Genomic DNA, 24,071 nt, shown 5'->3' with positions numbered 1-24,071 from the left:
CGTCGCCTCAGTCCGGCTCGTAGAGCAGGCGGGCGCGGATGGTGCCCTGAACCGCGCGCATCTCCTCGAGGACGCCTTCCGGGTCACGGACGGCGCCATCGGTCTCCAGCACCACATAGCCGATGCCGCCGTCGGTCTGCAGATATTGGGCGGCGATGTTGATGCCGTGGTCGGAGACGATGTCGTTCAGCTTTCCCATGACGCCCGGCACGTCGCCGTGGATGTGGATGAAGCGGGTGCCGCTGGGCCGGGGCGGGAGCTGGACCTGGGGAAAGTTGACCGCGCCCAGGGTCGAGCCGACGTCGGAATATTCCACCAGCTTGCGGGCGACCTCGATGCCGATCCGGTCCTGGGCTTCCTCGGTCGAGCCGCCGACATGCGGGGTCAGGATGACGTTGGCAATCCCCTGGAGCGGCGTCGCCAGGCGATCGGCATTGGAGACCGGCTCGACGGGGAAGACGTCGATGGCGGCGCCGGCGAGATGGCCCGATTTGAGGGCCTCGGCCAGGGCATCTAGGTCGACCACGGTGCCGCGGCTGTTGTTGATCAGGAAGGCACCCGGTTTCATCCGGGCGATCTCGCGCTGGCCGATCATGCCGAAGGTCTGGGCGGTCTCCGGCACGTGCAGGGAGACGACGTCGCTGACGGCGAGGAGCTCGTCGAGGCTGGCCGTCGGCTCGGTGTTGCCGTGGCGGAGCTTGTCGGTCAGGTCGAAGAAGACCACCCGCATCCCCATGGATTCGGCAAGGTTCGACAGCTGCGAGCCGATATTGCCGTAGCCGACAATGCCCAGCGTCTTGCCGCGGACCTCGCGGCTGCCGGCGGCCGACTTGTCCCAGCCGCCGGAATGGGCCGCCACCGAGCGGGGAAAGATCCGCCGCATCAGCATGACGATCTCGCCGATGGTCAGTTCAGCCACGCTGCGGGTGTTGGCATAGGGCGCATTGAACACCGGAATGCCCCGCCGCCGCGCGGCGTCGAGGTCGATCTGGTTGGTGCCGACCGAGAAGCAGCCGACCGTCAGCAGGCGGTCGCCGGCGGCGAGAATGTCCTCGGTGACCTGGCTGCGGGAACGGATGCCGAGCAGGTGGACCCCCTTGACCGCGTCCTTCAGCGCCTGGGCATCGAGCGCCTTGGTCAGCCGCTCGACCGAGGAATAGCCGTTTTCGGCCAAAAAGTTGACGGCGCTTTCGTTGATGCCCTCGAGGAGAAGGACGCGAATCTTGTGTTTGGGCAGCGAAAGTCGGGTCATTACCAATGGTCCTGGCGGGAGATGAGGCGCGGACCATAAGCCTTTTGGTTGCCGCGCAAAATAGGTCTTTTGGGGCCGTTCCGGACCGACCTCGCGGGGCCTCCGCCGCCTTGCGATGCCTCAATCCCGGGGCGTTTCGTCCCTCCTATCCTGGACCGGCGTCGAGCGGCGGAGAAAAGTCATGGACCAGGAGCTCAGGCAGAAGATCCTGAACCTGCTGGATCAGCACCGGATCATGACCATTGCCACGTTGCGGCCCGACGGCTGGCCGCAGGCGACCACGGTCGGTTACGTCAATGACGGCCTGACCCTCTATTTCCTCTGCGGCCTGGAAAGCCAGAAGGCGGCGAATCTGGCGGGCGATGACCGGGTGTCATTGACCATCGATCACGATACGCCGGACATCATGGCGATCACCGGCCTGTCGATGGCGGCGCACGCGCAGGTGGTCTCGGATCGGAGTGAGGCGGCCAAAGTGCTGCAGCTGCTGCCCTCGAAATATCCCGAGCAGACCTCGCTGCCGGTTTCGATGCCGACCCCCGAGGAGGTCCGCATCTTCCGCCTGACCCCGGTCGTCATCTCCGTGCTCGACTACGCCAAGGGCTTCGGACACACCGACCTCGTCACGTGCTGAGCGTCCGGACGGCGGGGCGGCGGGCGCCCCTCATGGCGCCCCGAGCAGGCCGCTTTCGATCAGCGCGGCCGCACCGCGCGACCAGGAGTAGTCGGCGCCGAGCCGCAGATCGCTGTTCTGGGCGCGGATCAGGTCGCCGCTCCGCGCGTCGCGGATCTCGAAGCGCACCGCGTAATCCGTCCGGCTGATCCGCGTCACGACGCCGACAAAGGATTGTTCGGCGCCGAGCTTGAAGGCGATGGCGGCCTCGCAACCATGGCATTGGTGGAGCGTGTGCTCCTTGGCGGCCTCGTCCTCGGCGGCCGAGACCTCGACCAGACTGTAACGGCCGGACTGGGCGAGAAGCCGGCGCGCCTCGCTGGTGGCCTGATCGAGGTAGCGACGATCGGCGGCGGAATTGCCGGCAAGACCGGCGCCGCCACTGAAATCGTCGAGTTCGAAGCCGAATACCGCGATCCTGGCCGGCGCCGGATCGGCGCTCGCCGCGGCGGCGGCGGAGACGCTGCAGAGCAGGGCAACGGCGCAACCGGCAAGAGCCCGGCGCCCTCGGAGGACATCGGCGTTTGTCATGGTCGTTCCCTCGCGCGACTGCTGCCGCCGCCATTCACGACGGCGGCAGCGCCACGATCTCGCCGGCGATGAAGGACTCGGCCCGGCGCCAGGCTTCGTCGTTGTCGCCGCGGAAGCTGAACAGCTTGTGGAACAGGATCCGCCCGGTGGCGGCGTCGATCGCCTCGACATTCGCCCATTGCACCAGCGTGCTCGTCTTGTGGACGCCCCCGACCAACACAATGCTCGCGCCGGCCGCGCGGGCCGCCGCGAGAAGATCGTCGCGCGGGCCGGCGGGCGCGCACGGTTCGGGACTGCAACTGGGGGCGACGACGCGCAGATTGGCGCGCGCCGAGAGGTCGTTGCGCAGCGCGGTCATGAAGGCGGCGAGGCGCGCCGCATGCTCCTGGCTTTGATCCCGCATCTCGCCGGAGCCATCGGTGTAGTCGAAATCGACCACCGCGATCACGGCGTTGTGGGCGACCTTGTCGTCGGCCGAACCGCAGCAGGGCGCGAGCAACAGGCCGAGGGCCACCGACCGCAACAGGAGGTTTCGCATGTCGCAATGCCTTTCGTTTCGCCGTCAGCTTGGGCGTAATCCCGAAGGCGAGAAAGCGAAAGCCGCCCGGCAGCACCCGGGAAAATTGCCCGACCGCGGCGCGGGTGCTTCCGCGCGCCCGTTCCCGGCGTTAGGCTCCAGGCGATGCCAATGTCGCAAGAGCATGCCATGCCGACGCCGAGGCTCGATCTGAAACTTCGATTGGCATTGCGGGTCGCCGCCATGGCGGCGTTGTGTTTCACCGCCGCCGCGGCCTACGTCGTGTTCGAGACCAGCCGTTCGGCGCGGGCGCGGGCGGACTGGATGGCGGACCTCGCCGCCAGGGACCTCTCGCTGCAAACCGGCCAGAATTCCTGGATCAAGAGCGGGCTGGTCAGCTTCCCCGATCTGCAGCCGATCGCCGCGGTGGTCATGGCGCCGGGCCTGTGCATTGCCTATCGCGACCGGGGCGGCGACCTGCGCCAGCGCCTGTGCAGCGGCGCGGACCCCGCTGACACGGCGGCGCCGTGGCTCTTCGCGGCACTTTACCGTCGCCTGCTCGATGCCGACGTGCAGGCGGTTCGCCCGGTCCCGCTGCGCGGCGAGGCGAAGGGCGAGGTTGTGGTATCGACCGATCCGCAGAGCCTGATCGGGCAGAGCTGGCGCGAAACCAGCCGGCTGGTGGCGGTGATGGCCGGCACGCTGCTCGGGCTCTGCGTGCTGGTCTATGCGGCGCTGGCAAGCGCGCTGCGGCCGACCCGCACGATCCGCGCCGGTCTCGAGCGCCTCGCGGCGGGCGATCTGTCCGCCCGCCTGCCGCCGCTCGATCTCGCCGAGCTGTCGGCGGTCGGCGACGTGTTCAATCATCTGGCGGGCAGCCTCGAGACGACGCTGGCGGAGCGCAACGCGCTGACCCGCCGCTTGATCGAGGTCCAGGACGAGGAGCGGCGGCACCTTGCGCGGGAGCTCCATGACGAGTTCGGGCAGTGCCTCGCGGCGATCGGCGCGGTGGCCGCCTCCGCAGCCCAGACGGCGCACGACAGCTGTCCGGCGCTCGTGCCGGAGTGCCGGAGCATCGCGCGGACGGCGGCCCATATGATGGAGGTGCTGCGCGGGGCGCTGTTGAGGCTTCGGCCACCGGACGTCGAGGAGCTTGGCCTTGCCGCGAGCCTCGAGGGTCTCGTTGCGGGATGGAACAGCCGCGCCGGAGGGCGGACGCGGTTTTCGATCGAACTGGAAGGGCGGTTCGATCGCCTTCCGGGCGAGTTCGCGGCAAGCCTTTATCGGATCGCGCAGGAGGCGATCACCAATGCGGCCAAGCATGCACAGGCGTCGAACGTCGTGGTTCGCCTGCGCATGCAGGAGCCGCCACCGCCGGATCGGCCGCATTGCATCGAACTCGCCGTCGCGGACGACGGCAAAGCGGACGGCGATCTCTCGATGAAAGCCGGACTGGGACTGTTGGGCATGCGTGAGCGCATCGGCGCGCTTGGCGGCCGATTGGACTTCGAGGTGCTGCATCCAGGCGGGCTGGTGCTGCGGGCGCAGATTCCGGTGCCGCCGGCCGCGGTGGATCCGGACCTGGCGATGGCGGCGGCGTGAGCGCGAGCGCGACCATCATGCTCGTCGACGACCACGCGGTGGTCCGCGAAGGCTATCGGTCGCTGTTGCAGAAACAGCCGGGGTTGAGGGTCGTCGCCGAGGCGGGCGATGGCGCCGAGGCCTATCGCCTGTTCAAGACGGTGAGACCCGGCCTCGTCATCATGGATCTCAGCATGCCGGGGTTCGGCGGCGTCGAGGCCATCAGGCGAATCCGGCAATGGGACGCCGCCGCCCGGGTCCTGGTCTTCACCATGCATCAGAACGCCGCCTACGCAGTCCAGGCGATCCGGGCGGGGGCGAGGGGCTACGTCACCAAAAGCAGCCCGCCCAACGCGCTGGTGCGCGCGATCTTCGAGGTGCTGCAGGGCAAGGTGGCACTCAGCGCCGACGTCGACCACGAGCTGGCGCTGAGCCGGATCGCCGAGGCGCCGGCCGCCACCGACGTGCTGTCGCCGCGCGAATTCGAGATCCTGCGTCTCCTGCTTGCCGAAAAGACCACCGCGGAGATCGCCGGCACGCTCAATCTCAGCCACAAGACGGTGGCCAACACGCACTACCTGATCAAGGGCAAGCTCGGCGTCGCCTCCGACATCCAGCTCGTCCTGCTGGCGCTGAGGCAGGGGATCTTGACCGCGGATGGCGGCCTGGACGGGGCATTGAGCGATCCGCGCGCCTGAAGCCGGGGTGAGGAGGCACCATCGCTACCGCACTGCGGCATCAATGGCGGGTTTGCCTCGGCCGACGGCGGCGACCGCAGCCGTTCGCTGGAACGGCCTGGTTCCAGTGCGGCGACGACACATCAACCACCGATTGTGATCTTTCCCGAGCGTTCTGGTGCACCGCGCTCGGCAGACTTGCGGTTGTCGGCCGCTCGATCCGGCGTGGCGGGAATTGCGATCGGAGCGGTCGATCTCAACACTATGTCAATAGTGTGCCGCCAGAATGAGGCCTCCCCTCGATAACCGATGAGCCATGACCCTAACCGTCGCGTGCGAGCAAGAGATCGACTACGTCGTCACCGCGGAACTGATGACGCAGGCGTTCGCGCACGGCGAGGCAATACAGCCCGCTCGCCTCGAGTGGCTTTACGCGCACGCCTTTTCGCTTGGGACGACGGTCGTGTCGCTCCGTGACGGAGGGCGCAAGGTCGGCCAGATCGCCCTGGTCCGGCAGATGCTGACCGTGAATGGCAAGCGGGAGACGGCGGCGCAGCTGGTCGATCTGTTCATCCTTCCCGGGTATCGCGGTAAGCAATCGCTTCGAGCGCTCTACGACGAGGTCGAACGGCAGTTCATCAGCCAGGGAATTCGCTTTGCGATCGGCATGCCCAATGCGAAGGCGGTGGGTGTCAATGCGTACTTCTTCGAACTGCAGACCCATCTCGTGCTGCCCGTCAGCGTCGGGATCTGCCTGCGCCGGCCGGCCGCGCAAGACGCGATATCGTTTCGGTTCGACCTGCGCGAGCGCGACCGGCTTATGCCTCTCCTGGCGCAATTCCGCACCGCCGCGTCCGACGACGGATTGATCTGGGACGAGACGATCCTGTTCGATCGTCTCTCTCGTCCCGGGCGTGACTACGGCATCCACATCGTCGGCAATCTGCTTCTGATATCGCTTCTGGGCCGATCCAGGGGAATCCTCCATACTTTGTTGTGCGGGTTCCTGGTTCGGACCGGCTGTCGTGCGTCGCAGGACGAGCTGCGCGATGCGGTGCGCGCGGCTTGCCGGATGTGGGGGTGCAGCCTGTTCGTCTATGTCGGGGTCAACGACAAGCTTCCCCGCTGCCCCGGCATCGTTCTGCCGCGAAGGGTCCGCCCATCGCCGATGCTGGTGCAGGTCCGGGATTTCCAGCCGGAGCAGGCACGTTTCCGTCTCGATCGCTATGAACTGATCGACTTCGACTATGCCTGAGCCGGCGAGGGCGGGAAGAGGATCGCACCGATGATCTCCGAGGTCTTGATCTCGACCGCGAGGCGGTCGATGAAGCAGCTCGCCATCAGGGCGGGCCTGGAGTTCGTCGCCGCGACCGGCGCCGGCCGCTTCGCCACCTCGGCTGCCGGCCGCGGCGTCATCTTCACGCTCCACCATGTCAGGCCGGAACGCAATTTTGCGTTCGAGCCCAACCGGCACCTGGCGGTGACCCCGGAGTTTCTCGACGACGCCCTGGCCGTCGCGCGCGAGGCGGGCCTCCATGCGGTGCGCCTGGAGGAATTGCCCGCGGTGCTGAGCGATCCGACGGACCAGCGCAAGCTGTTCTGCGTGACGCTCGATGACGGCTATCGCGACAACGAAAGATATGCGGCGCCGGTATTCCGCAAGCATCGCGTGCCTTATACGATTTTCGTGACGCCGGGCTTCGTCGAGCGGACCACGACCATTTGGTGGGAGAGCGCCGAGGCTCTGATCCGCGCGTCCGCCTCGTTCCCGTTCGATTTCGGCAACGGTGTGGAGACGGTGCGGTGCGCATTGCTCGGCGAAAAGTGGATTGCTTTCGAAAGACTGGCTGACTTCGTCCAGCGCGTCGACGAAGATCAGGCCGTCGCCGCGATCGAACGCGCGGCGCAGGCGTGTGGCGTCGACGGGCGGCGGATTGTCGACGACGAGATCATGACCGCGTCGGAGCTGACGCGGCTGGCGGCAAGTGATCCTCTGGTCGGAATCGGCGCTCATACCCTGACCCACGCCAATCTCAAGCGGGTCGGCCCCGAGCGCCTGATGCGCGAACTCCGGCAATCCGCCAACGCGGTCGCGGCTTATTGCGGTCGTCGGCCCGGGTCTCTTGCCTATCCTTACGGCGGGCGAAACGCGGTCGGCGCTCGCGAGGCGAGCGCTGCGCGGACCTGCGGGTTTGCTGTCGCGGTGACGACCCAGCCGGGCGTTCTCGGTGCCGCAAGCCTCGAGCGTCTGACCGCGCTTCCGCGCGTTTCGCTCAACGGCTACTACCAGAAGAAGCGCTACGTCCGCGCGCTGCTGTCCGGATTGCCGTTCAAATTGCTGTCGTGAGCGCGCCAGCGCAGGATGTTCGCGGCCGGGCTAGTGTGGCGTCTCGCAATTGCCTATGCCCTTTGCGGCAAGCCCCTGTAGGCAATTGCGAGACCTAAGCCACACTAGCTTTTTGATTTTGCTAGTGTCCCGATGTCTCCGAATGACCGTGCGAGGGTGAGGCAAACGAAGCGGTAATTCGGAGACGGGACACTAGTGTGGCGTCTCGCAATTGCCTATGCCCTTTGCGGCAAGCCCCTGTAGGCAATTGCGAGACCTAAGCCACACTAGCTTTTTGATTTTGCTAGTGTCCCGATGTCTCCGAATGACCGTGCGAGGGTGAGGCAAACGAGGCGGTAATTCGGAGACGGGACACTAGAGCAGGCTCCGAGCGATGTGAATCGAATCAGGATTCCCGAATCGGCTGACATCTGATTCATGATTCCTGCCGCAGAATGGAGGCGGCTGGAATGGCGCTTTCCGACGATCTTCGCAAACGAGTGGTGGAGGCTGTCGTCTCGGGCGGGCTGTCGCGCAATGCGGCGGCGAAGCGTTTCGAAGTCAGCATTGCGAGCGCCGTGCGCTGGGTCAAGCAATTCGAGACGACGGGAGAAATGTCGCCGAAGTCGACTGGAGGCGATCGCCGCTCCGGCCGCATCGAAGCCCATCACGGCTACCTGATGGGGCTGATCCGGCGCACGCCGGACGTCACCCTGCTGGAGATCCAGGAACGTCTGATCAGGAATTGTGGCGAGCATTTTTCGAGTTCCGTGCTGTGGCGCTTCTTCGACCGTCATGGCGTCACGTTTAAAAAAAGACCGCACACGCCTCGGAGCAGCAGCGGCCGGACGTCCTGAAGCAACGCCTCGAATGGTTCGAGCGACAGCTCGATCTCGATCCCGAGAAGCTCGTCTTCATCGACGAAACGGGCGCCTCGACCAATTTGGCGCGCAAAGGTGGGCGTTGCCGGCGCGGACGGCGGTTGCGCGTCGGCGTGCCGCACGGCCATTACAAGACGGTCACGCTCGTCGCCGGCATCCGCCTTCGCGGGCTCGTGGCGGCGAAGACCTATGATCGTCCGATCACCGCCGCCCTGTTCGAGGACTGGGTGGAACACTGCCTCGTTCCTACCCTCACGAAAGGCGACGTTGTCGTCATGGACAATCTGTCCGCCCACAAGGGGCCGCGGGTCAAGGAGTTGATCGAGGCCGCGGGCGCCGAGCTGCTCTACCTCCCGCCCTATAGCCCCGACATGAACCCGATCGAGAAGGCGTTTTCCAAGCTGAAAGCGCATTTGCGCAAAATCGCCGAGCGAACCGTCGCCGCCCTGATGCGCGCCCTCGAAACCTGCGCCGACATCTTCAAGCCCGCCCAATGCGCAAACTACTTCGCCGCATGCGGATATGATCCACCTTGATCGGAGTCTGCTCTAGCGACGCCGACGTTCAGGGAGCGCAAGCGAAACTCGACGAGGCCTCGACCGGGCCGGACTTGTAGCGGGGCCATGACGGCCACTGGCAAAGCGGCAGTGTTCTGACAGTGGCGAACGAAGACGGCGCGATCGTCTGCTGGGCGACCGTGAGGTCGGCGGGCGCCTCGCCCTTTTCCACCCATGCGACCAGCACGTCGAGCATGTCGACATTGGCGGGCGCGCCGGAGCCGACATGGTCGACGCCGGGTGCGGTGTAGAGCCGTGCGAATTGGGCGGTTTCCGCCTTGCCCAGTTTACGCTGCACATTCTCGAAATAGCGAATGCCGGCGTAGGGGCTCTGCGCATAATCGGCCATATGCTCGAGCACAATGAGCTTGCCGCCGCGATTGCGGAAGCGGCTCAGGTCCGGATCGGTCGAATCCATCAGCTGCGAGACCTGGAGCAGTCGCTCCTTGTAGTCCTCGGGCCGGTATTTCGTGACGTCCAGTTCGGGATCGCGCGCGAACACATAGCGGATGCCGCCGGCGCCGTAGATCCAGGCGATGCCGTTGCTCTGGACCGGCGGCTGCGCCGGCGGAGCCGTTCCGAGCCACCAGGACATCCACCCGCCGGTCGGACCGAAGGCCGGAGTGTCTTCGCCCGAGACGCCCCAGCCCGGATAATCGTCAAGGCCGTTGGCCAGCGCAAACGGGAATTTGTAGCTCGAATGCAGCGTCTCGATCGCGCGGATCTGGGCATCGACCAGGCACTGATCGCCGCTCTGGCCATCAGTGCAACGCAGCGTTCCGGGATCGAATTTCGCCTTGCAGTCGACCGCATTCTCGATCAACCGATCGTCGGCGCCATCGGCTTTGTCGCAAACCTCGAGCACGGCGTCGTTCACAAGCTTGACCTGGGCCGGACGGATCCAGCCGTCGCCCATCGTCACCAGTCCCGAGCGGGTGCTGCCATGCAGCAGGCCGACCCAGTTGATCACCGGGACGCGGGCGAAGATGCCGTCGAAATCGTCCGGATAGCGCTGCGCCATGGTCAGTCCCTCGCGGCCACCCTCGGACGATCCCATGTAATACATGCGTTCGGGCCGGCTGCCGTAGGTGCGCACCATGAGGGCGACGGCGGCATCCCGCACCGTCTTGTAGGAGCGATGGGCGAAGTTTTCGAAGGCTTCGGCATTGAGCGCGAAGGTCTGCGGCGGCTCGCCGGGCTTCGTTTCATGACCGGAATCGGTGCCGTAGGTGACGAAGCCGCGGGCCAGCGGCGAAGGCTTGTCGTAGGGGTAGGCCGGCGGCAAGCCGAGCCCGGTGATCAGAACGCCATTGAAGCCGCCGCCGCCATACTGCAGCGAGCGGCCGTTCCATTCGACCGGGAGGTTGACCTCGAACCTGATCGGCGGCGCCTTCGGGTCGGTCGGATCGATATGGCCGAGCACCTTGCAGAATGCAGGATTGGCCGGGGAAATGCGGGCTGCGGGGGTCGGCGCGCGCTCGGAGACGGAAACGGGCGAGGGCGCCTGCAACGCCGCCGAATCGATGCGCACGGCCTGCGGCGCCGGTCCTGCGAGGCCGCTGCAGGTCGCGCCGGCGTCGCCGATCATCGTTGCCGCATTCGCGGCGGGGGCCGCCAGAAGCAGTCCCGTCACGGCTCCGAGCCATCCGCGCTGTCCGGTCAGCGACCCAGCCATCGTTTCCCCACCTTGTGTTCGTTGCCGCAATCTGTCGTGCGGTCGGCGGGATTTGAACGCGCCGCAAGCCATCTTGTCAACGAAGCGGCACGCCGGCACCGGCCGAACCGGAGGGGCCTTCGGGTGTCAGCCAGGCCCCGGCGCCGTTCCATGTGCTTGCCCGCGGCTGGGCGGGGCCAAGCTTGCTGGCGACATGGTGGTGGTGCCCTTTCGGATTCCGGGATCGATGATCGATCTTAGGGCGAGCGTTTCCGCGAGCGTGGATGTTCGCGGAACCTGTTGAACTTCTCAAGGCGTCGGCCGCATCAAAACGCCCCAGCAAGAAAGCCGCCGGACTGAGGTGGCCTCTTCCAGAATTCGATCTCACCGATGGCGATGACCATAACCACGGCCTCGGCCCCATCCATAATGATGACCTCGGCCACCGCGATGGCCCCAACTTGGATGGCCGCCGCCGTGCCCACCCCTTACTTGGATGATCGAGCTGTCAGTATCGGTGAGTGTATTAGGGCTTGCGGCCGGCATTGCCGACGCAGACAGGATCGGAGCGAGCGCAAAAGTGCAAACTGCAAATCCGATCAATAAAAGCCGTTTCATGTGCTGCTTCCTTGTTAGCGTGTCATTCGTAACGCGATGACACCCAGCTTGTTTCATGGATGGAACCGGTCGTGGTCCTGACGCTCGTATCCGCATTGCAGCGAATGCGTCGTTCGGAGCGGAGGAGGCGCGAGCGCGCGACAGGTCCGTGCGTCGCCGGCGCGGATAAAAAAACAGCCCGCCGTCGCGGCGGGCTGTTTCGTGATGATACGCAAGCGCACCGGGAAATGGAGATTCCGTTTGCGCGCGCCGGCAGGTCAGGCGAGATCGAAGCGATCGAGGTTCATCACCTTGGTCCAGGCCGCCGCGAAATCCTTGACGAACTTCTCCGTCGAATCCGCGCAGGCATAGACCTCGGCGAGGGCCCGCAGCTGCGAGTGCGAACCGAAGATCAGGTCGACACGGGTAGCCGTCCACTTGACGACGTCGGTCTTGCGGTCGCGCCCCTCGAACACGCTTTCGGTCGAGCCGGCGACGGGCAGCCAGTGCGTGCCCATGTCGAGCAGGTTGACGAAGAAATCGTTCGTCAGCGTCTCGGGCCGTTTGGTGAAGACGCCGTGCGCCGACTGCCCGGCATTGGCGCCGAGCACGCGCAGGCCGCCGACGAGAACCGTCAGCTCCGGCGCCGTCAGCGTCAGCAACTGCGCCCGATCGACCAGCAGCTCCTCGGCCGACAGGGGCTGCTTGCCGCGCTGATAGTTGCGGAAGCCGTCGGCCGTCGGCTCCAGGACGGCGAACGACTCCACATCGGTCTGGTCCTGCGACGCATCGGTGCGGCCCGGCGTGAACGGCACCTTGACATCGTGCCCGGCCTTCTTCGCCGCCGCCTCGACCGCTGCGCCGCCGGCGAGGACGATCAGGTCGGCCAGCGAGACCTTCTTGCCGCCGGACTGCGACGCGTTGAAGTCCTGCTGGATCGCCTCGAGCGTCTGCAGCACCTTGGCGAGCTGAGCCGGCTGGTTGACCTCCCAATCCTTCTGCGGCGCGAGGCGAATGCGGGCGCCGTTGGCGCCGCCGCGCTTGTCGGAGCCGCGGAAGGTCGACGCCGACGCCCACGCCGTCGAGACCAGCTGCGACACCGTCAGGCCGGAGGAGAGGACCTTCGCCTTCAGTGCGGCGATGTCCTGCGCGTCGACCAGCGGATGATCCAGCGCCGGGACCGGGTCCTGCCACGGCAGCGTCTCCTTCGGCACGAGCGGGCCGAGATAGCGGGCGAGGGGGCCCATGTCGCGATGGGTGAGCTTGAACCAGGCGCGGGCGAACGCGTCCGCGAACTGATCCGGATTCTCGTAGAAGCGCCGCGAGATCTTCTCGTAGGCCGGATCGAACCGCAGGGCGAGATCGGTGGTCAGCATCGCCGGCGCGTGACGCTTGGACTTGTCATGGGCATCCGGAATCGAGCCTTCGCCGGCGCCGTGCTTCGGCTTCCACTGGTGGGCGCCGGCCGGGCTCTTGGTCAGCTCCCATTCGTAGCCGAACAGGTTCCAGAAGAAGTTGTTGCTCCACTTGGTCGGCGTCGAGGTCCAGGTGACTTCGAGGCCGCTGGTGATCGCGTCGGCGCCCTTGCCGGTGCCGAATTTGCTGGCCCAGCCGAGGCCCTGCTGCTCGATGCCGGCGCCTTCCGGCTCGGCGCCGACCAGTGACGCATCGCCGGCGCCGTGGGTCTTGCCGAAGGTGTGACCGCCGGCGATGAGCGCAACGGTCTCCTCGTCGTTCATCGCCATGCGGCGGAAGGTCTCGCGGATGTCCTTCGCCGCGGCCAGCGGATCCGGCTTGCCGTTCGGCCCTTCCGGATTGACGTAGATCAGGCCCATCTGAACGGCGCCGAGGTGACCTTCGAGCTCACGCTCGCCGCTGTAGCGCTCGTCGGCCAGCCACTTGCCCTCGGGACCCCAGTAGATGTCCTCTTCCGGCTCCCAGACATCGGCGCGGCCGCCGCCGAAACCGAAGGTCTTGAAGCCCATCGATTCCAGGGCGACGTTGCCGGTGAGGATCAAGAGGTCGGCCCAGGAGAGCTTCCGGCCGTACTTCTGCTTGATCGGCCACAGCAGCCGGCGCGCCTTGTCGAGGTTGGCGTTGTCCGGCCAGCTGTTGAGCGGCGCGAAACGCTGGGTGCCGGAGCCGGCGCCGCCGCGGCCGTCGCCGATGCGGTAGGTGCCGGCGCTGTGCCACGCCATGCGAATGAACAGCGGGCCATAATGGCCGAAGTCGGCCGGCCACCAGTCCTGCGACTCCGTCATCAGGGCACGCAGGTCCTTGATCACGGCATCGAGGTCGAGGCTCTTGAACTCCTTGGCGTAGTCGAACGCCTCACCCATGGGATCGGACAGGGAGGAATGCTGGTGGAGAACATGAAGGTTGAGCTGGTTCGGCCACCAGTCACGGTTGGTGTGGGCGCGGGCCCCGCCCGAGAACGGGCACTTGGTCGTATCGTCCATGACTTTCTCCTGTGGTGGTCCGGTTCAGCGTCGGGGCAATCTACGCGGCTTATATCATCAGGTAAAATTGACTTTGGTGATTGTCTCGATAAGATATTCTGATGATACGGTTTACACTCCGTCAGCTTCGCTATTTTGACGCCCTGGCCCGTCTTGGCCATTTCGGACGCGCGGCGGACGCCTGCGCGGTGACGCAGCCGGCCTTGTCGATGCAGATCAAGGAATTGGAAGAGGCCCTGGGCGGCGTGCTCATCGAGAGAAGCGCGCGGCAGATCGTGCTGACGAAGTTCGGCGAAGAGCTCGCCGAGCGGGTCCGCGAGATCCTGCGCTCGGTCGATGAGCTGGGCGACTTCGCGCGGGCGTCGCTGGACCAGCTGGTGGGCCGACTGCGCGTCGGCATGATCCCGACGGTTGCGCCGTATCTGCTGCCCAAGGTCATCGGCAACCTCACGCGCATGCATCCCGAACTCGACATTCACGTCCGCGAGACGGTGACGCCGAAATTGCTCCAGGAGCTCGCGGAAGGCCGGCTCGATGCAGCCATCGTCGCGCTGCCGGTCTCCGAACCTTCGCTGACCGAGGTCGCCTTGTTCACGGAGAACTTCCTGCTGGTCCGGCCGGGCGAGGAGGAGGGAAGGCCGGCGCCGAGCGCCGAGATGTTGCGCGAGATGCGGCTGCTTCTGCTCGAAGAGGGGCACTGCTTTCGCGAACAGGCCCTGTCGTTCTGCAGCATGCAATCGCCGCCACGGGAGATGCTGGACGCAAGCTCGCTGTCCACCCTGGTTCAGATGGTCGGCGCCGGCATGGGGGTCACCTTGATCCCGGAAATGGCGGTGGCGGTGGAGACGCGCTCGGCGTCAGTCTCGGTGACGCGCTTCCAGGATCCGCAACCGTCGCGCACCATCGGCATGGTCTGGCGCAGGACGACGCCCCTGGCGCGGCAGCTGCTGCAGATTTCCGAGGTGGTTGGTATTTCCGCCGAGGCGCTGCGCGAGCAGAACGCCCCGACGTTCAAGGCGAAGCGGGGCGGCAAGTAGCGGCCGGCAGCGGGAGCAGGGCGGGGCGAGCGGTTGTCTGCCCGAGACTCGCGAACGGTGGGGCGAGGACGGGGCATGCCAGGGTCCGCCCCCCTCATGCCGTCGATGAAGTCCCCGCAACGCGAGTCGAAAAACTCGTCTCGGGGACTTCAGAGCGACAAGGAACGTCAGGCCTTCTTGACGAACTCCGACTTCAGGTTCATCGCGCCGATACCGTCGATCTTGCAGGCGATGTTGTGACCGTCGGTCGCGTCGACGAGGCGGATGTTCCTGACCTTGGTGCCGCCCTTGACGACCGACGACGAGCCCTTGACCTTGAGGTCCTTGATGACGATGACGCTGTCGCCATCGCTGAGCGGATTGCCGTTGGCGTCGCGCACGCCCGCCTCTTGCGCGGTCTCGGCCTCGGCAGCGCCAGCCTGCGCGCTCCACTCATGGCCGCATTCCGGGCAAACCCACAGACCGCGATCCTCATAGACATGCTCGGAATTGCATTTCGGACATTTCATTGCGTCGTCCATAATCGTCCTTGTCTCCTTCCAGGCGAAACGCACCGCAGGCGCGTTCCGGGTAATTCAAGAGAAGATCCGCCACTCCGAGGGGCAGCGGGCCGATGTGTCGCTCACGTGAATTTCAGCGTCGCTCCAGCCCGGTTGCGGCGCCGGGTTGAGGACGAGAGGTCGGCGGCCTTGTGGTTATCTGGTACGTATTCGGCCGCGCGAGCGTTGCCCTTGGTTCGACCACCTTGGGCTCGGAAGTTCAAGAGGGACTTGGAAGAGGGGTAGGCGAGAGCGGTCCCGACACGCTCCATGGAATAGAAAACCCGCCACAAAAGGGCGGGGGTTCGTTTTATCGATGAGCGGGCTTGCCTTGCCCGAAGTTGGGCACCGGCGGCGCTACTCGGCTTACGAGCACCCGGTCGTGCTGCCGCAGGTGTCGCACTTCATGCAGGTGCCGTTGCGCACCAGGGTGAAGTTGCCGCACTCCGAGCACATCTCGCCCTCGTAGCCCTTGGCCTTGGCTTCGGCCCGGCGTTCGGCCTTGGTCGGCGTCGCCTGCGCCGCCGAGCCGGCCTTGCTCCAGGTCAGGGCCTCGGGCATCTCCGCCTTCAGCGCGGTGGCGCCCTCGACATGCGGCGCGGCATCGCTGCCGTGGCGCGCGGTGGCGCCGGCGGCGGCGATCGAGGTGACGTTGGCGCCGCCGCGTCCGTCCGCCTCGGCCGCGGCGCCGCCATGCATCACCACCAGCTTGTCGGTGCGCGAGCGGGTCAGGCCCTTGGACAGATAGCGGCTGGCCGGCGAGGCCTCCGGCGACTTGCCTTCGGCGACGCCGCGGCCGAGCGCGTCGAAATTCGACTCGGTCGGGTCGACATGGGCGAGGTCGAACCGCGACAGGTAGCTCACCGCGAGCTCGCGGAAGACGTAGTCGAGGATCGAGGTGGCGTATTTGATCGAGTCGTTGCCCTGCACCGGGCCGGCGGGCTCGAAGCGGGTGAAGGTGAAGGCGTCGACATACTCCTCCAGCGGCACGCCGTATTGCAGGCCGAGCGACACCGCGATGGCGAAGTTGTTGATGAAGGAGCGCAGCGCCGCGCCTTCCTTGTGCATGTCGATGAAGATCTCGCCGAGCCGGCCGTCGTCGTATTCGCCGGTGCGCAGGTAGACCTTGTGGCCGCCGACCACCGCCTTCTGGGTGTAGCCCTTGCGGCGATCGGGCATCTTCTCGCGCTCGCGCATCACCACGACGCGCTCGACCAGCTTCTCGACGATTTTCTCCGAGACATGGGCGGCGCGCGCCGCCATCGGCTTGTCGAGCAGCGCCTCGAGCGCATCCTCCTCGTCGTCGTCATCGGCGATGAGCTGGGAGTTGAGCGGCTGCGACAGCTTGGAGCCGTCGCGGTAGAGCGCGTTGGCCTTCAGGCCGAGCTTCCACGACAGGAGGTAGGCGGACTTGCAGTCCTCCACCGTGGCGTCGTTGGGCATGTTGATGGTCTTGCTGATCGCGCCCGAGATGAAGGGCTGCGAGGCGGCCATCATGCGGATGTGGCTCTCCACCGAGAGGTAGCGCTTGCCGATCTTGCCGCAGGGGTTGGCGCAGTCGAACACCGCGTAGTGCTCGGCCTTGAGGTGCGGGGCGCCTTCCACGGTCATGGCGCCGCAGACATGGATGTTGGCGGCCTCGATCTCGCGCCGGGTGAAGCCGATCGCGGCGAGCAGGTCGAAATTCGGCGCCGCCATCGCCTCGGCGGAGACGCCGAGGGTGTCGCGGATGAAGTCATCGCCCAGCGTCCACTTGTTGAAGGCGAACTTGATGTCGAAGGCGGTCGGCAGCGCCTTCTCGATCTTGGCCAGCGCCTCCTCGGTGAAGCCCTTGGCGGTCAGGGTCGAGTGGTTGATGGCGGGGGCCTGCTTGAGCGAGCCGTGGCCGACCGCATAGACCTCGATCTCGGCGATCTCGTTCTCGCGATAGCCGAGGCGGCGCAGCGCCGCCGGCACCGCCTGGTTGATGATCTTCCAGTAGCCGCCGCCGGCGAGCTTCTTGAATTTCACCAGGGCGAAGTCGGGCTCGATGCCGGTGGTGTCGCAGTCCATGACGAGGCCGATGGTGCCGGTCGGCGCCACCACCGTGGTCTGGGCGTTGCGGAAGCCGTGCTTCTCGCCGCCGGCCAGCGCCTTGTCCCAGGCCGCGGCGGCATGGGCGGCGAGGTCGGGCTGCGGGCAGCTGGCGATGTCGAGCGGCACCGGATGGACGGCCAGCGCCTCATAGCCCGACGCCTCGCCACGGGCGGCGCGGCGGTGGTTGCGGATCACCCGCAGCATGTGCGCGGCGTTCTTCTTGTAGGCCGAGAAAGCGCCGAGCTCGCTCGCCATCTCGGCCGAGGTCGCATAGGCAGTGCCGGTCATGATGGCGGAGAGGGCGCCGCACAGGGCGCGGCCTTCCTTGGAATCGTAGGGCAGGCCCATGTTCATGAGCAGGCCGCCGATATTGGCGTAGCCGAGCCCCAGCGTGCGGAATTCGTAGGACAGCTCCGCGATCGCCTTGGACGGGAACTGGGCCATCGTCACCGAGATCTCGAGAACGATGGTCCACAGCCGGCACAGATGCTCATAGGCCTCGCCGTCGAAGCGGCCGGTCGCGACGTCATAGAAGGTGATGAGGTTGGCCGAGGCGAGATTGCAGGCGGTGTCGTCCAGGAACATGTATTCGGAGCAGGGATTGCTCGCGCGGATGTCGCCGGACGCCTTGCAGGTGTGCCAGTCGTTCATGGTGGTGTTGAAGTGCAGGCCGGGATCGGCGCTCGCCCAGGCGGCGTAGCCGATCTTCTCCCACAGCTCGCGGGCCTTCAGCGTCTTGGTGACCTTGCCGTTGGTGCGGGCGATCAGGTTCCAGTTGCCGTCGGTCTCGACCGCGCGCAGGAAGTCGTCCTTGAGCGACACCGAGTTGTTGGAGTTCTGGCCGGACACGGTGAGATAGGCTTCGGAATCCCAGTCGGTGTCGTAGGTGTCGAAGGCGATGTCGGTGTAGCCCTGGCGCGCGAACTGGATCACGCGCTTGATCAGGTTGTCGGTCACCAGCGCGCGGCGGGCGAGCTTGATCTCGCGGCGCAGGGCAGGGTTCTTCTCCGGATCGAAGCAGTCGTCGCCGGAGCCCTCGCAGTTGACGCAGGCCTTCATGATGGCCTTGAGGTGCTTCTGGTTGATCTTGGAGCCGGTGACGAGGGCGGCGACCTTCTGCTCCTCCTTCACCTTCCAGTCGATATAGGTCTCGATGTCCGGATGATCGGCGTCGACCACCACCATCTTGGCGGCGCGGCGGGTAGTGCCGCCCGACTTGATGGCGCCGGCGGCGCGATCGCCGATCTTGAGGAAGCTCATCAGCCCGGACGAGCGGCCGCCGCCGGAGAGCCTTTCGCCTTCGCCGCGCAGGCGCGAGAAGTTGGAGCCGGTGCCGGAGCCGTATTTGAACAGCCGCGCCTCGCGCACCCACAGGTCCATGATGCCGCCGTCGTTGACGAGGTCGTCCTCGATGCCCTGGATGAAGCAGGCGTGCGGCTGCGGATGCTCGTAGGACGACTTGGACTTGACCAGCTTGCCGGTCTTGAAGTCGACGTAGTAGTGGCCCTGGCCCGGGCCGTCGATGCCATAGGCCCAGTGCAGGCCGGTGTTGAACCACTGCGGCGAATTCGGCGCCACCATCTGCCTGGCGAGCATGTAGCGCAGCTCGTCATAGAACGCGACGGCGTCGTCCTCGCCGGTGAAATAGCCGCCCTTCCAGCCCCAATAGGTCCAGCAGCCGGCGAGGCGGTCGAACACCTGGCGCGACGAGGTCTCGCTGCCGAAGCGCTCGGCCTCGGGCAGGGCGGCCAGCGCCTCGGTGTCCGGCACCGAGCGCCACAGCCAGGACGGCACGGTCTCTTCCTCGACCTTCTTCAGGAGCCTGGCGACGCCGGCCTTGCGGAAATACTTCTGCGCCAGCACATCGGAGGCGACCTGCGACCAGGCCTCGGGCACCTCGACATTGTCGGCGCGGAACACCACCGATCCGTCCGGATTGCGGATCTCGCTCGTCGTCAGGCGGAACGGGATGTCCGCATAGGGTGATTTGCCTGCCGTGGTGTAGCGACGTTCAATCCGCATCGTTCTCTAGCCCCGAATGTGCCGGACCCTGCCTTCGCGGCAGGCGGCAAATTTCCAATGGCGGGCGTCGCCGCCCGCAGTTCGACCGGTTGCCCGGCCCCGTTTTACGCCCCGACTGTCAACGCTTGAAACGCGTCTTCGCTCGTCGCCGGAGGCTTGCGCCTCATTCGGTCTTGCGCACCTGGAGCCCCGAGACAGACGTGCCCTCGACCGTTGCCTCGACCGGCGACGGAGCGGACTGCAATACCCTGTCAGGAGGTACCCGGCGGGACACAGAAACCACTCGCGCCGAACAGGTCGAAAACTAGGACGACTCCGTCATGCCCGTCAAGAAATAGTACGGGTTTCTGAATCAAATACTAAATATGGGGGAACTTGGGGAAAACCAGCGCCGCCGGGGCGGTTCGACCTGATCCAAGTATCAGTGAGTCCAAGCGGATTCGACAAGGTGGGAATCTCGTTCCCTTGAGCTTCCGCGAGGGCCGTCACCGCTGTTCACAGGGCGGGCGGCATCGCAATAATTCGCTTGCGCCAACCGACTCGGTTGCAGAACGCCACGCTACACGTCCCGTGCCGTTGCGATCTCCCCGGCCAGGCCCATCTGTTGCCCTCCAGCGTGCCTCGCCAAACCTGGCCCTCGCGGCATCCAAAGGTCGACCGATCCCCATGACAGCCCCGAATGTCCCGGCGGCGCCACGGCTCGCGCCCGCCGGCCTCGTCTATCTCCTCATCACCTCGATCGGCTGGGGGCTGACCTGGCCGGTGATGAAGCACCTGCTCGGCGAATGGCCGCCGCTGTCGGCCCGCGGCTGGACCGGGATGGCCGGCGCGGCGCTGCTGGCATTGCTGGCGCTGGCGAGCCGGCAATCGCTCATCGTGCCACGGGTGCAATGGGGGCGGTTGGTGCTCTCCGCACTGCTCAACGTCACGTCGTGGCTGACCCTGATCGGGCTCGCGCTGCTCTGGCTGCCGGCCAGCGAGGCCGCGGTGATCGCCGCGACCATGCCGGTGTGGGCGGCGCTGCTCGCCTGGCCGATCCTCGGCGAGCGACCGACGCTCAAGCGCACGCTGGCGCTGCTGCTTGCCTTCGGCGGCATCGCCGCGCTGATGGGCGGCAACGGCCTTGCCGCCAGCCTGTCGAAGCTGCCCGGCATCGTGCTGGCGCTAGCGGGTTCTTTCGGTTTCGCGCTCGGCACCGTGACGGCGAAGCGCTTTCCGGTGAAGCTGCCGCCGCTGACCTCGGCATCGTGGCAGATCCTGGTCGGCTGCGTGCCGGTGGTGATCGGCGGCGTCGTCTTCGAACACCCCGATCCGCAGGTGCTGTCCGCGGTCGGCTGGAGCTCCATGGCCTACATGACCGTGGTGCAGTTCTGCATCAGCTATGCGTGCTGGTTCGCGGCGCTGGCGCGCCTGCCGGCCTCGGTGGCGGCGATCGGCACGCTTCTGGTGCCGGTGATCGGGGTCGTCGCTTCGGCCATCGTGCTGCACGAGCCGCTTGGGCCGGGCCAGATTGCGGCGCTGGTGATGACGCTGGCCGGCGTCCTGCTGGCGACGCGGTCTTGAATTTTCGGGGCGGCGCTCAATGAAAAGGGCGGCCGAAGCCGCCCTTGCGATCGCATCGTCGACGTCGCGGTTACGGGCAGGGATGCCGCAATCCGTCATAGCCGAGAAATGTGCCCGAGGCCGGGTCGTAGGAGCGATAGCGGCGCATGCAGTAGCCGACATCGCCGCCACCACCGACGCGGGTGACCACGGTCGGCCCGGCATAGGCATCGCCCCAGTAACCGTCGTCATAGGCGTAGCCGGCGCCATAGTAGCCGCAGTTGTCGTAGTAGCCGCAGCCATACGGATAGCCGGTCGCGAAGCCGATCCCCGGGCCCCATCCCCAGCCGCGACGATGCCAGCGATGGCCGCCCCAGGAGCCGCCGCCCCAGGAGCCGCCGTGCCAGCCGGTGCCGGCAATGGTGGCGGTGCCGCCCGCCGGCGGGCCATAGCCATGGAAACCGGCGCCGCTCGGGGCGGGGTGGAAGCCGCCGCCACCGCCACCGCCACCACCGCCATAGGCCGTGAAGCCGTGGCCGGCGACGGTGCGCTGCGCATGGGCTTGCGTCATCAGCGCGGGAGAGAGAGCGAGCAGCGCTGCCGCGCCCGCGATTTTGAAATTGATCATGATCGGCTGTCTCCAGGTGTCTTTGTGCACTGGAAAACGTCACTTAGGTTGAAGAGTTCCCACTGCGGCTGGCCAGTGCCCCGCGGCAGATGGTAGCCTCTGCTGCATCGACCGCCATATTGGGCTTCGCTGACCGTCTGGATACTGAACGGATTGCGGTCGAATCGTGACCTTCGCTCACGGATGCGGGAGGAGCGGGCGGCGGGCCGCAGGGGATCGGAGCGTCAGCTCCGCCGCACTGGACAAGGCCGCCGCCGCCTGCCATTGAAGGCCCCATATCGGCCTTCGGATTCCGTGGCATGAAGCAGTTTTTCCTCAAGATTTTCACCTGGTGGAACACCCAGACCTTCGGCACTCAGCTGTGGACCTGGAGGTTCGGCGAACTCGTCGGTCAGGACGAGGGCGGCAACCGCTATTACCGCACCATCGGCGGCAAGATCGATCCGGTGCTCGGCTTCGAGCGGCGCTGGGTGATCTATAACGGCGAGGCCGAGGCCTCGCGGATTCCGCCGGCCTGGCACGGCTGGATGCATCACATCGTCGATACCCCGCCGACCGCGCAGGACTACAAGCCGCGCGAATGGGAGAAGCCGCACCGGCCCAACCCGACCGGCACGCCGAACGCCTATCGTCCGTCGGGCTCGACGCTGGCGAGCGGCCGGCGGCCCAAGGCGACCGGCGACTACCAGGCCTGGACGCCCGGCGCCTGAGCCGTCCTTGGTCTCCGAGTTCGCCTCTCCAATAACGATTTCGACGGCCGCGGTTACGCGGCCGTTGTGCTATCGGCGCGGCGCGCGGCCGCCCTGGCGACCTGCGCGCTGCGCCGCTCGCTCATCGGCTTCATCCGCTCCTTCACGGCGGCGAGGATCTCCGCCGGCGCACTGAGCGGCGAGCCGGCATCGAACGGCGGCGCCGGATCATATTCGAGCCCGAGCTGGATCATCTCCGCGACAGCGCGGCCGGCGAGTTCGGCCGCCAGCGTCAACGCGAAATCGATGCCCGCCGTGACCCCGCCGCCGGTGATGCGGTTGCCGTCGACGCAGACCCGCGTGCGCTCGGGCCGAGCGCCGAAGGCCGCGAGGTGCTCCATCGCCGACCAGTGCGTGGTGGCGCGATAGCCCTCCAGCAGGCCGGCGGCGCCGAGCACCAGCGAGCCGGTGCAGACCGCGGTGACGAAGCGCGCGGACGCCGCCTGGCGGCGGATGAACGCGAGCGTCTCGTCGTCGGTCAGGAGGTCGTCGGCGCCGGCGCCGCCGGGCACGCAGACGACGTCGAGCCGCGGACAGTCGGCAAAGGTCGTCGTCGGGGTCAGCACCAGGGTGGCGTCGCTCGCAATCGGCTCGATGCGCTTCCAGATCAGATGGAGCCGAGCGCCCGGCAGGCGCGAGAGCACCTGCACCGGGCCGGTGAGGTCGAGCTGGGTCAGCTTGGGAAAGAGCAGGAATCCAATTTGCAGTTGCGACATCGGCGCACTCCTTGCGGTCGGGATCTTTGCCGGTCCAATCGAGCATGGACCGCCGATGGCCGAAATGGCATATTTCCCTTACTTTCGGACATCGCGGGAGCGCGCCATGATCGGCATCGTGATCTTTCCCGACTTTCAGCTGCTGGACGCCGCGGGTCCCATCGCGGCTTTCGAGATCGCCGGCCGCTTCGCCGGCCGCGCCGCCGTCATCCGGCCGCTGGCGCTCGCTGCGGGGCCGGTGCGCAGCTCGTCCGGCGTCGAAATGCTGGCGCGCGGCTTCAGGGGCGTGCGCGCGCTCGATACGCTGATCGTGGCCGGCGGCGAGGGCACGCTCGCGGCGATGCAGTCGGAAGCGACGCTCGCCTTCGTGCGGCGCGCCGCCCGTCATGCCCGCCGTGTCGCCAGCGTCTGCTCCGGGGCCTATGTGCTTGCCGCCGCCGGGCTGCTCGACGGCCGCCGCGCCACCACCCACTGGGGCCGCAGCCGCCATTTCATCAAGGCCTATCCCAAGGTGCGGCTCGAGCCGGACCGCATCTTCGTCAAGGACGGCTCGATCTGGACCTCGGCCGGAATCAGCGCCGGGATCGATCTTGCGCTCGCCATGATCGAGGAGGACGACGGCGAGGCGGTGGCGCGGGAGACCGCGCGCCAGCTCGTCGTCTACCACCGCCGGCCCGGCGGCCAGTCGCAGTTCTCCGCCCTCAACGAACTCAAGGCGCCGACCGGCCGATTCCGGCCGCTGCTCGCCTGGGCGCGCGAACATCTCGATTCGGCGTTGACGGTGGAGCGCTTGGCGGAGGAGGCGGGCATGAGCACCCGCCACTTCAACCGCGCCTTCATCGCCGAGACCGGCATGACGCCGGCCAAGGCGGTGGAACGGCTGCGGGTCGAGGCGGCGCGGGCGCGGGTGGAAGGCATCGGCGAGCCGATCGAACAGGTGGCGCGGGCGACCGGTTTTCGCGATCCCGAGCGCATGCGCCGGGCCTTCATCCGCGCCTTCGGTCAGCCGCCCCAGGCGCTGCGCCGCGCCGCACGGCGTCTCGGCGCGGCGTGAGGC

General features: G+C 66.7%; 19 protein-coding genes. 10 read left to right on the top strand and 9 right to left on the bottom strand.

Annotation, left to right across the window (positions count from 1 at the left end; all coding sequences use genetic code 11):
* Positions 1 to 7: 7 nt before the first annotated feature.
* On the bottom strand, positions 8 to 1,252 hold the full coding sequence (gene serA / locus DB459_RS23120) for a phosphoglycerate dehydrogenase (RefSeq protein ID WP_253708449.1): 1,245 nt from the start codon (positions 1,250 to 1,252) through the stop codon (positions 8 to 10).
* Between the two features lie 181 nt (positions 1,253 to 1,433).
* Here serA and DB459_RS23115 point away from each other — a divergent pair, with 181 nt between their 5' ends.
* Positions 1,434 to 1,886: a pyridoxamine 5'-phosphate oxidase family protein gene (locus DB459_RS23115; protein WP_253708447.1), complete on the top strand. Its 453-nt coding sequence runs from the start codon at positions 1,434 to 1,436 to the stop codon at positions 1,884 to 1,886.
* 30 nt (positions 1,887 to 1,916) lie between these two features.
* Here DB459_RS23115 and DB459_RS23110 read toward each other — a convergent pair whose 3' ends face one another.
* Positions 1,917 to 2,456 carry a DUF3280 domain-containing protein gene (locus tag DB459_RS23110; protein WP_253708445.1) on the bottom strand — a complete coding sequence of 180 codons (540 nt, stop codon included), beginning with the start codon at positions 2,454 to 2,456 and terminating at the stop codon, positions 1,917 to 1,919.
* Between the two features lie 34 nt (positions 2,457 to 2,490).
* Complete coding sequence (locus DB459_RS23105) at positions 2,491 to 2,994, bottom strand: DUF2380 domain-containing protein (RefSeq protein ID WP_253708443.1); 504 nt, start codon at positions 2,992 to 2,994, stop codon at positions 2,491 to 2,493.
* 150 nt (positions 2,995 to 3,144) lie between these two features.
* Between DB459_RS23105 and DB459_RS23100 the strand changes: the two genes are divergently transcribed.
* The 5 genes from DB459_RS23100 (at position 3,145) to DB459_RS23080 (ending at position 8,974) form a co-directional block, all read left to right on the top strand.
* Positions 3,145 to 4,575 carry a sensor histidine kinase gene (locus DB459_RS23100; protein ID WP_253708441.1) on the top strand — a complete coding sequence of 477 codons (1,431 nt, stop codon included), beginning with the start codon at positions 3,145 to 3,147 and terminating at the stop codon, positions 4,573 to 4,575.
* A 17-nt stretch (positions 4,576 to 4,592) separates the two neighbouring features.
* Complete coding sequence (locus tag DB459_RS23095) at positions 4,593 to 5,252, top strand: response regulator transcription factor (RefSeq protein WP_253713673.1); 660 nt, start codon at positions 4,593 to 4,595, stop codon at positions 5,250 to 5,252.
* A 295-nt stretch (positions 5,253 to 5,547) separates the two neighbouring features.
* A complete protein-coding gene (locus DB459_RS23090) occupies positions 5,548 to 6,486 on the top strand; it encodes a GNAT family N-acetyltransferase (RefSeq protein ID WP_253708439.1) in 939 nt (312 codons plus the stop codon).
* 30 nt (positions 6,487 to 6,516) lie between these two features.
* Positions 6,517 to 7,578 carry a polysaccharide deacetylase family protein gene (locus DB459_RS23085; protein WP_253708437.1) on the top strand — a complete coding sequence of 354 codons (1,062 nt, stop codon included), beginning with the start codon at positions 6,517 to 6,519 and terminating at the stop codon, positions 7,576 to 7,578.
* Positions 7,579 to 8,027: 449 nt separating this feature from the next.
* Positions 8,028 to 8,974 (top strand): IS630 family transposase gene (locus DB459_RS23080; protein WP_253706756.1). Its coding sequence is split into 2 segments (ribosomal slippage): positions 8,028 to 8,367 and positions 8,367 to 8,974, totalling 948 coding nucleotides; the frame shifts between segments, so codons are not numbered across the junction.
* A gap of 28 nt (positions 8,975 to 9,002) precedes the next feature.
* On the opposite strand, the gene DB459_RS23075 is transcribed toward DB459_RS23080, so the two are convergent.
* Together DB459_RS23075 and katG are read right to left on the bottom strand one after the other, a co-directional pair.
* Positions 9,003 to 10,670 (bottom strand): tannase/feruloyl esterase family alpha/beta hydrolase, encoded by a 1,668-nt coding sequence (locus tag DB459_RS23075; protein WP_371926806.1) that lies wholly within the window; start codon positions 10,668 to 10,670, stop codon positions 9,003 to 9,005.
* 854 nt (positions 10,671 to 11,524) lie between these two features.
* A complete protein-coding gene (gene katG, locus DB459_RS23070) occupies positions 11,525 to 13,705 on the bottom strand; it encodes a catalase/peroxidase HPI (protein WP_253708435.1) in 2,181 nt (726 codons plus the stop codon).
* A 101-nt stretch (positions 13,706 to 13,806) separates the two neighbouring features.
* On the opposite strand from katG, the gene DB459_RS23065 reads away from it, so the two are divergent.
* Positions 13,807 to 14,742 carry a hydrogen peroxide-inducible genes activator gene (locus tag DB459_RS23065; RefSeq protein WP_253708417.1) on the top strand — a complete coding sequence of 312 codons (936 nt, stop codon included), beginning with the start codon at positions 13,807 to 13,809 and terminating at the stop codon, positions 14,740 to 14,742.
* A gap of 167 nt (positions 14,743 to 14,909) precedes the next feature.
* Here DB459_RS23065 and DB459_RS23060 read toward each other — a convergent pair whose 3' ends face one another.
* Both DB459_RS23060 and DB459_RS23055 read right to left on the bottom strand, forming a co-directional pair.
* Complete coding sequence (locus tag DB459_RS23060) at positions 14,910 to 15,263, bottom strand: zinc ribbon domain-containing protein YjdM (protein WP_253708414.1); 354 nt, start codon at positions 15,261 to 15,263, stop codon at positions 14,910 to 14,912.
* A 384-nt stretch (positions 15,264 to 15,647) separates the two neighbouring features.
* A complete protein-coding gene (locus tag DB459_RS23055) occupies positions 15,648 to 19,379 on the bottom strand; it encodes a vitamin B12-dependent ribonucleotide reductase (RefSeq protein ID WP_253708395.1) in 3,732 nt (1,243 codons plus the stop codon).
* A 666-nt stretch (positions 19,380 to 20,045) separates the two neighbouring features.
* Between DB459_RS23055 and DB459_RS23050 the strand changes: the two genes are divergently transcribed.
* Positions 20,046 to 20,942 carry a DMT family transporter gene (locus DB459_RS23050; protein WP_253708392.1) on the top strand — a complete coding sequence of 299 codons (897 nt, stop codon included), beginning with the start codon at positions 20,046 to 20,048 and terminating at the stop codon, positions 20,940 to 20,942.
* Positions 20,943 to 21,012: 70 nt separating this feature from the next.
* Here the strand turns inward: DB459_RS23050 and DB459_RS23045 are convergent, their stop codons facing one another.
* Positions 21,013 to 21,549, bottom strand: a complete 537-nt coding sequence (locus DB459_RS23045) for a BA14K family protein (RefSeq protein WP_253708389.1) — start codon at positions 21,547 to 21,549, stop codon at positions 21,013 to 21,015.
* A 299-nt stretch (positions 21,550 to 21,848) separates the two neighbouring features.
* Here DB459_RS23045 and DB459_RS23040 point away from each other — a divergent pair, with 299 nt between their 5' ends.
* Complete coding sequence (locus tag DB459_RS23040) at positions 21,849 to 22,259, top strand: NADH:ubiquinone oxidoreductase subunit NDUFA12 (RefSeq protein WP_253708386.1); 411 nt, start codon at positions 21,849 to 21,851, stop codon at positions 22,257 to 22,259.
* 53 nt (positions 22,260 to 22,312) lie between these two features.
* Here the strand turns inward: DB459_RS23040 and DB459_RS23035 are convergent, their stop codons facing one another.
* Complete coding sequence (locus DB459_RS23035; protein WP_253708383.1) at positions 22,313 to 23,014, bottom strand: DJ-1/PfpI family protein; 702 nt, start codon at positions 23,012 to 23,014, stop codon at positions 22,313 to 22,315.
* Positions 23,015 to 23,120: 106 nt separating this feature from the next.
* On the opposite strand from DB459_RS23035, the gene DB459_RS23030 reads away from it, so the two are divergent.
* A complete protein-coding gene (locus DB459_RS23030; RefSeq protein WP_253708381.1) occupies positions 23,121 to 24,068 on the top strand; it encodes a GlxA family transcriptional regulator in 948 nt (315 codons plus the stop codon).
* The last annotated feature ends 3 nt before the right edge of the window (positions 24,069 to 24,071 follow it).

The organism is Bradyrhizobium sp. WD16 (genome assembly GCF_024181725.1).
Lineage (GTDB): Bacteria > Pseudomonadota > Alphaproteobacteria > Rhizobiales > Xanthobacteraceae > Bradyrhizobium_A.
Note: the sequence above shows the minus strand (reverse complement) of the source record. Positions and strands in the feature narration are given on the sequence as shown.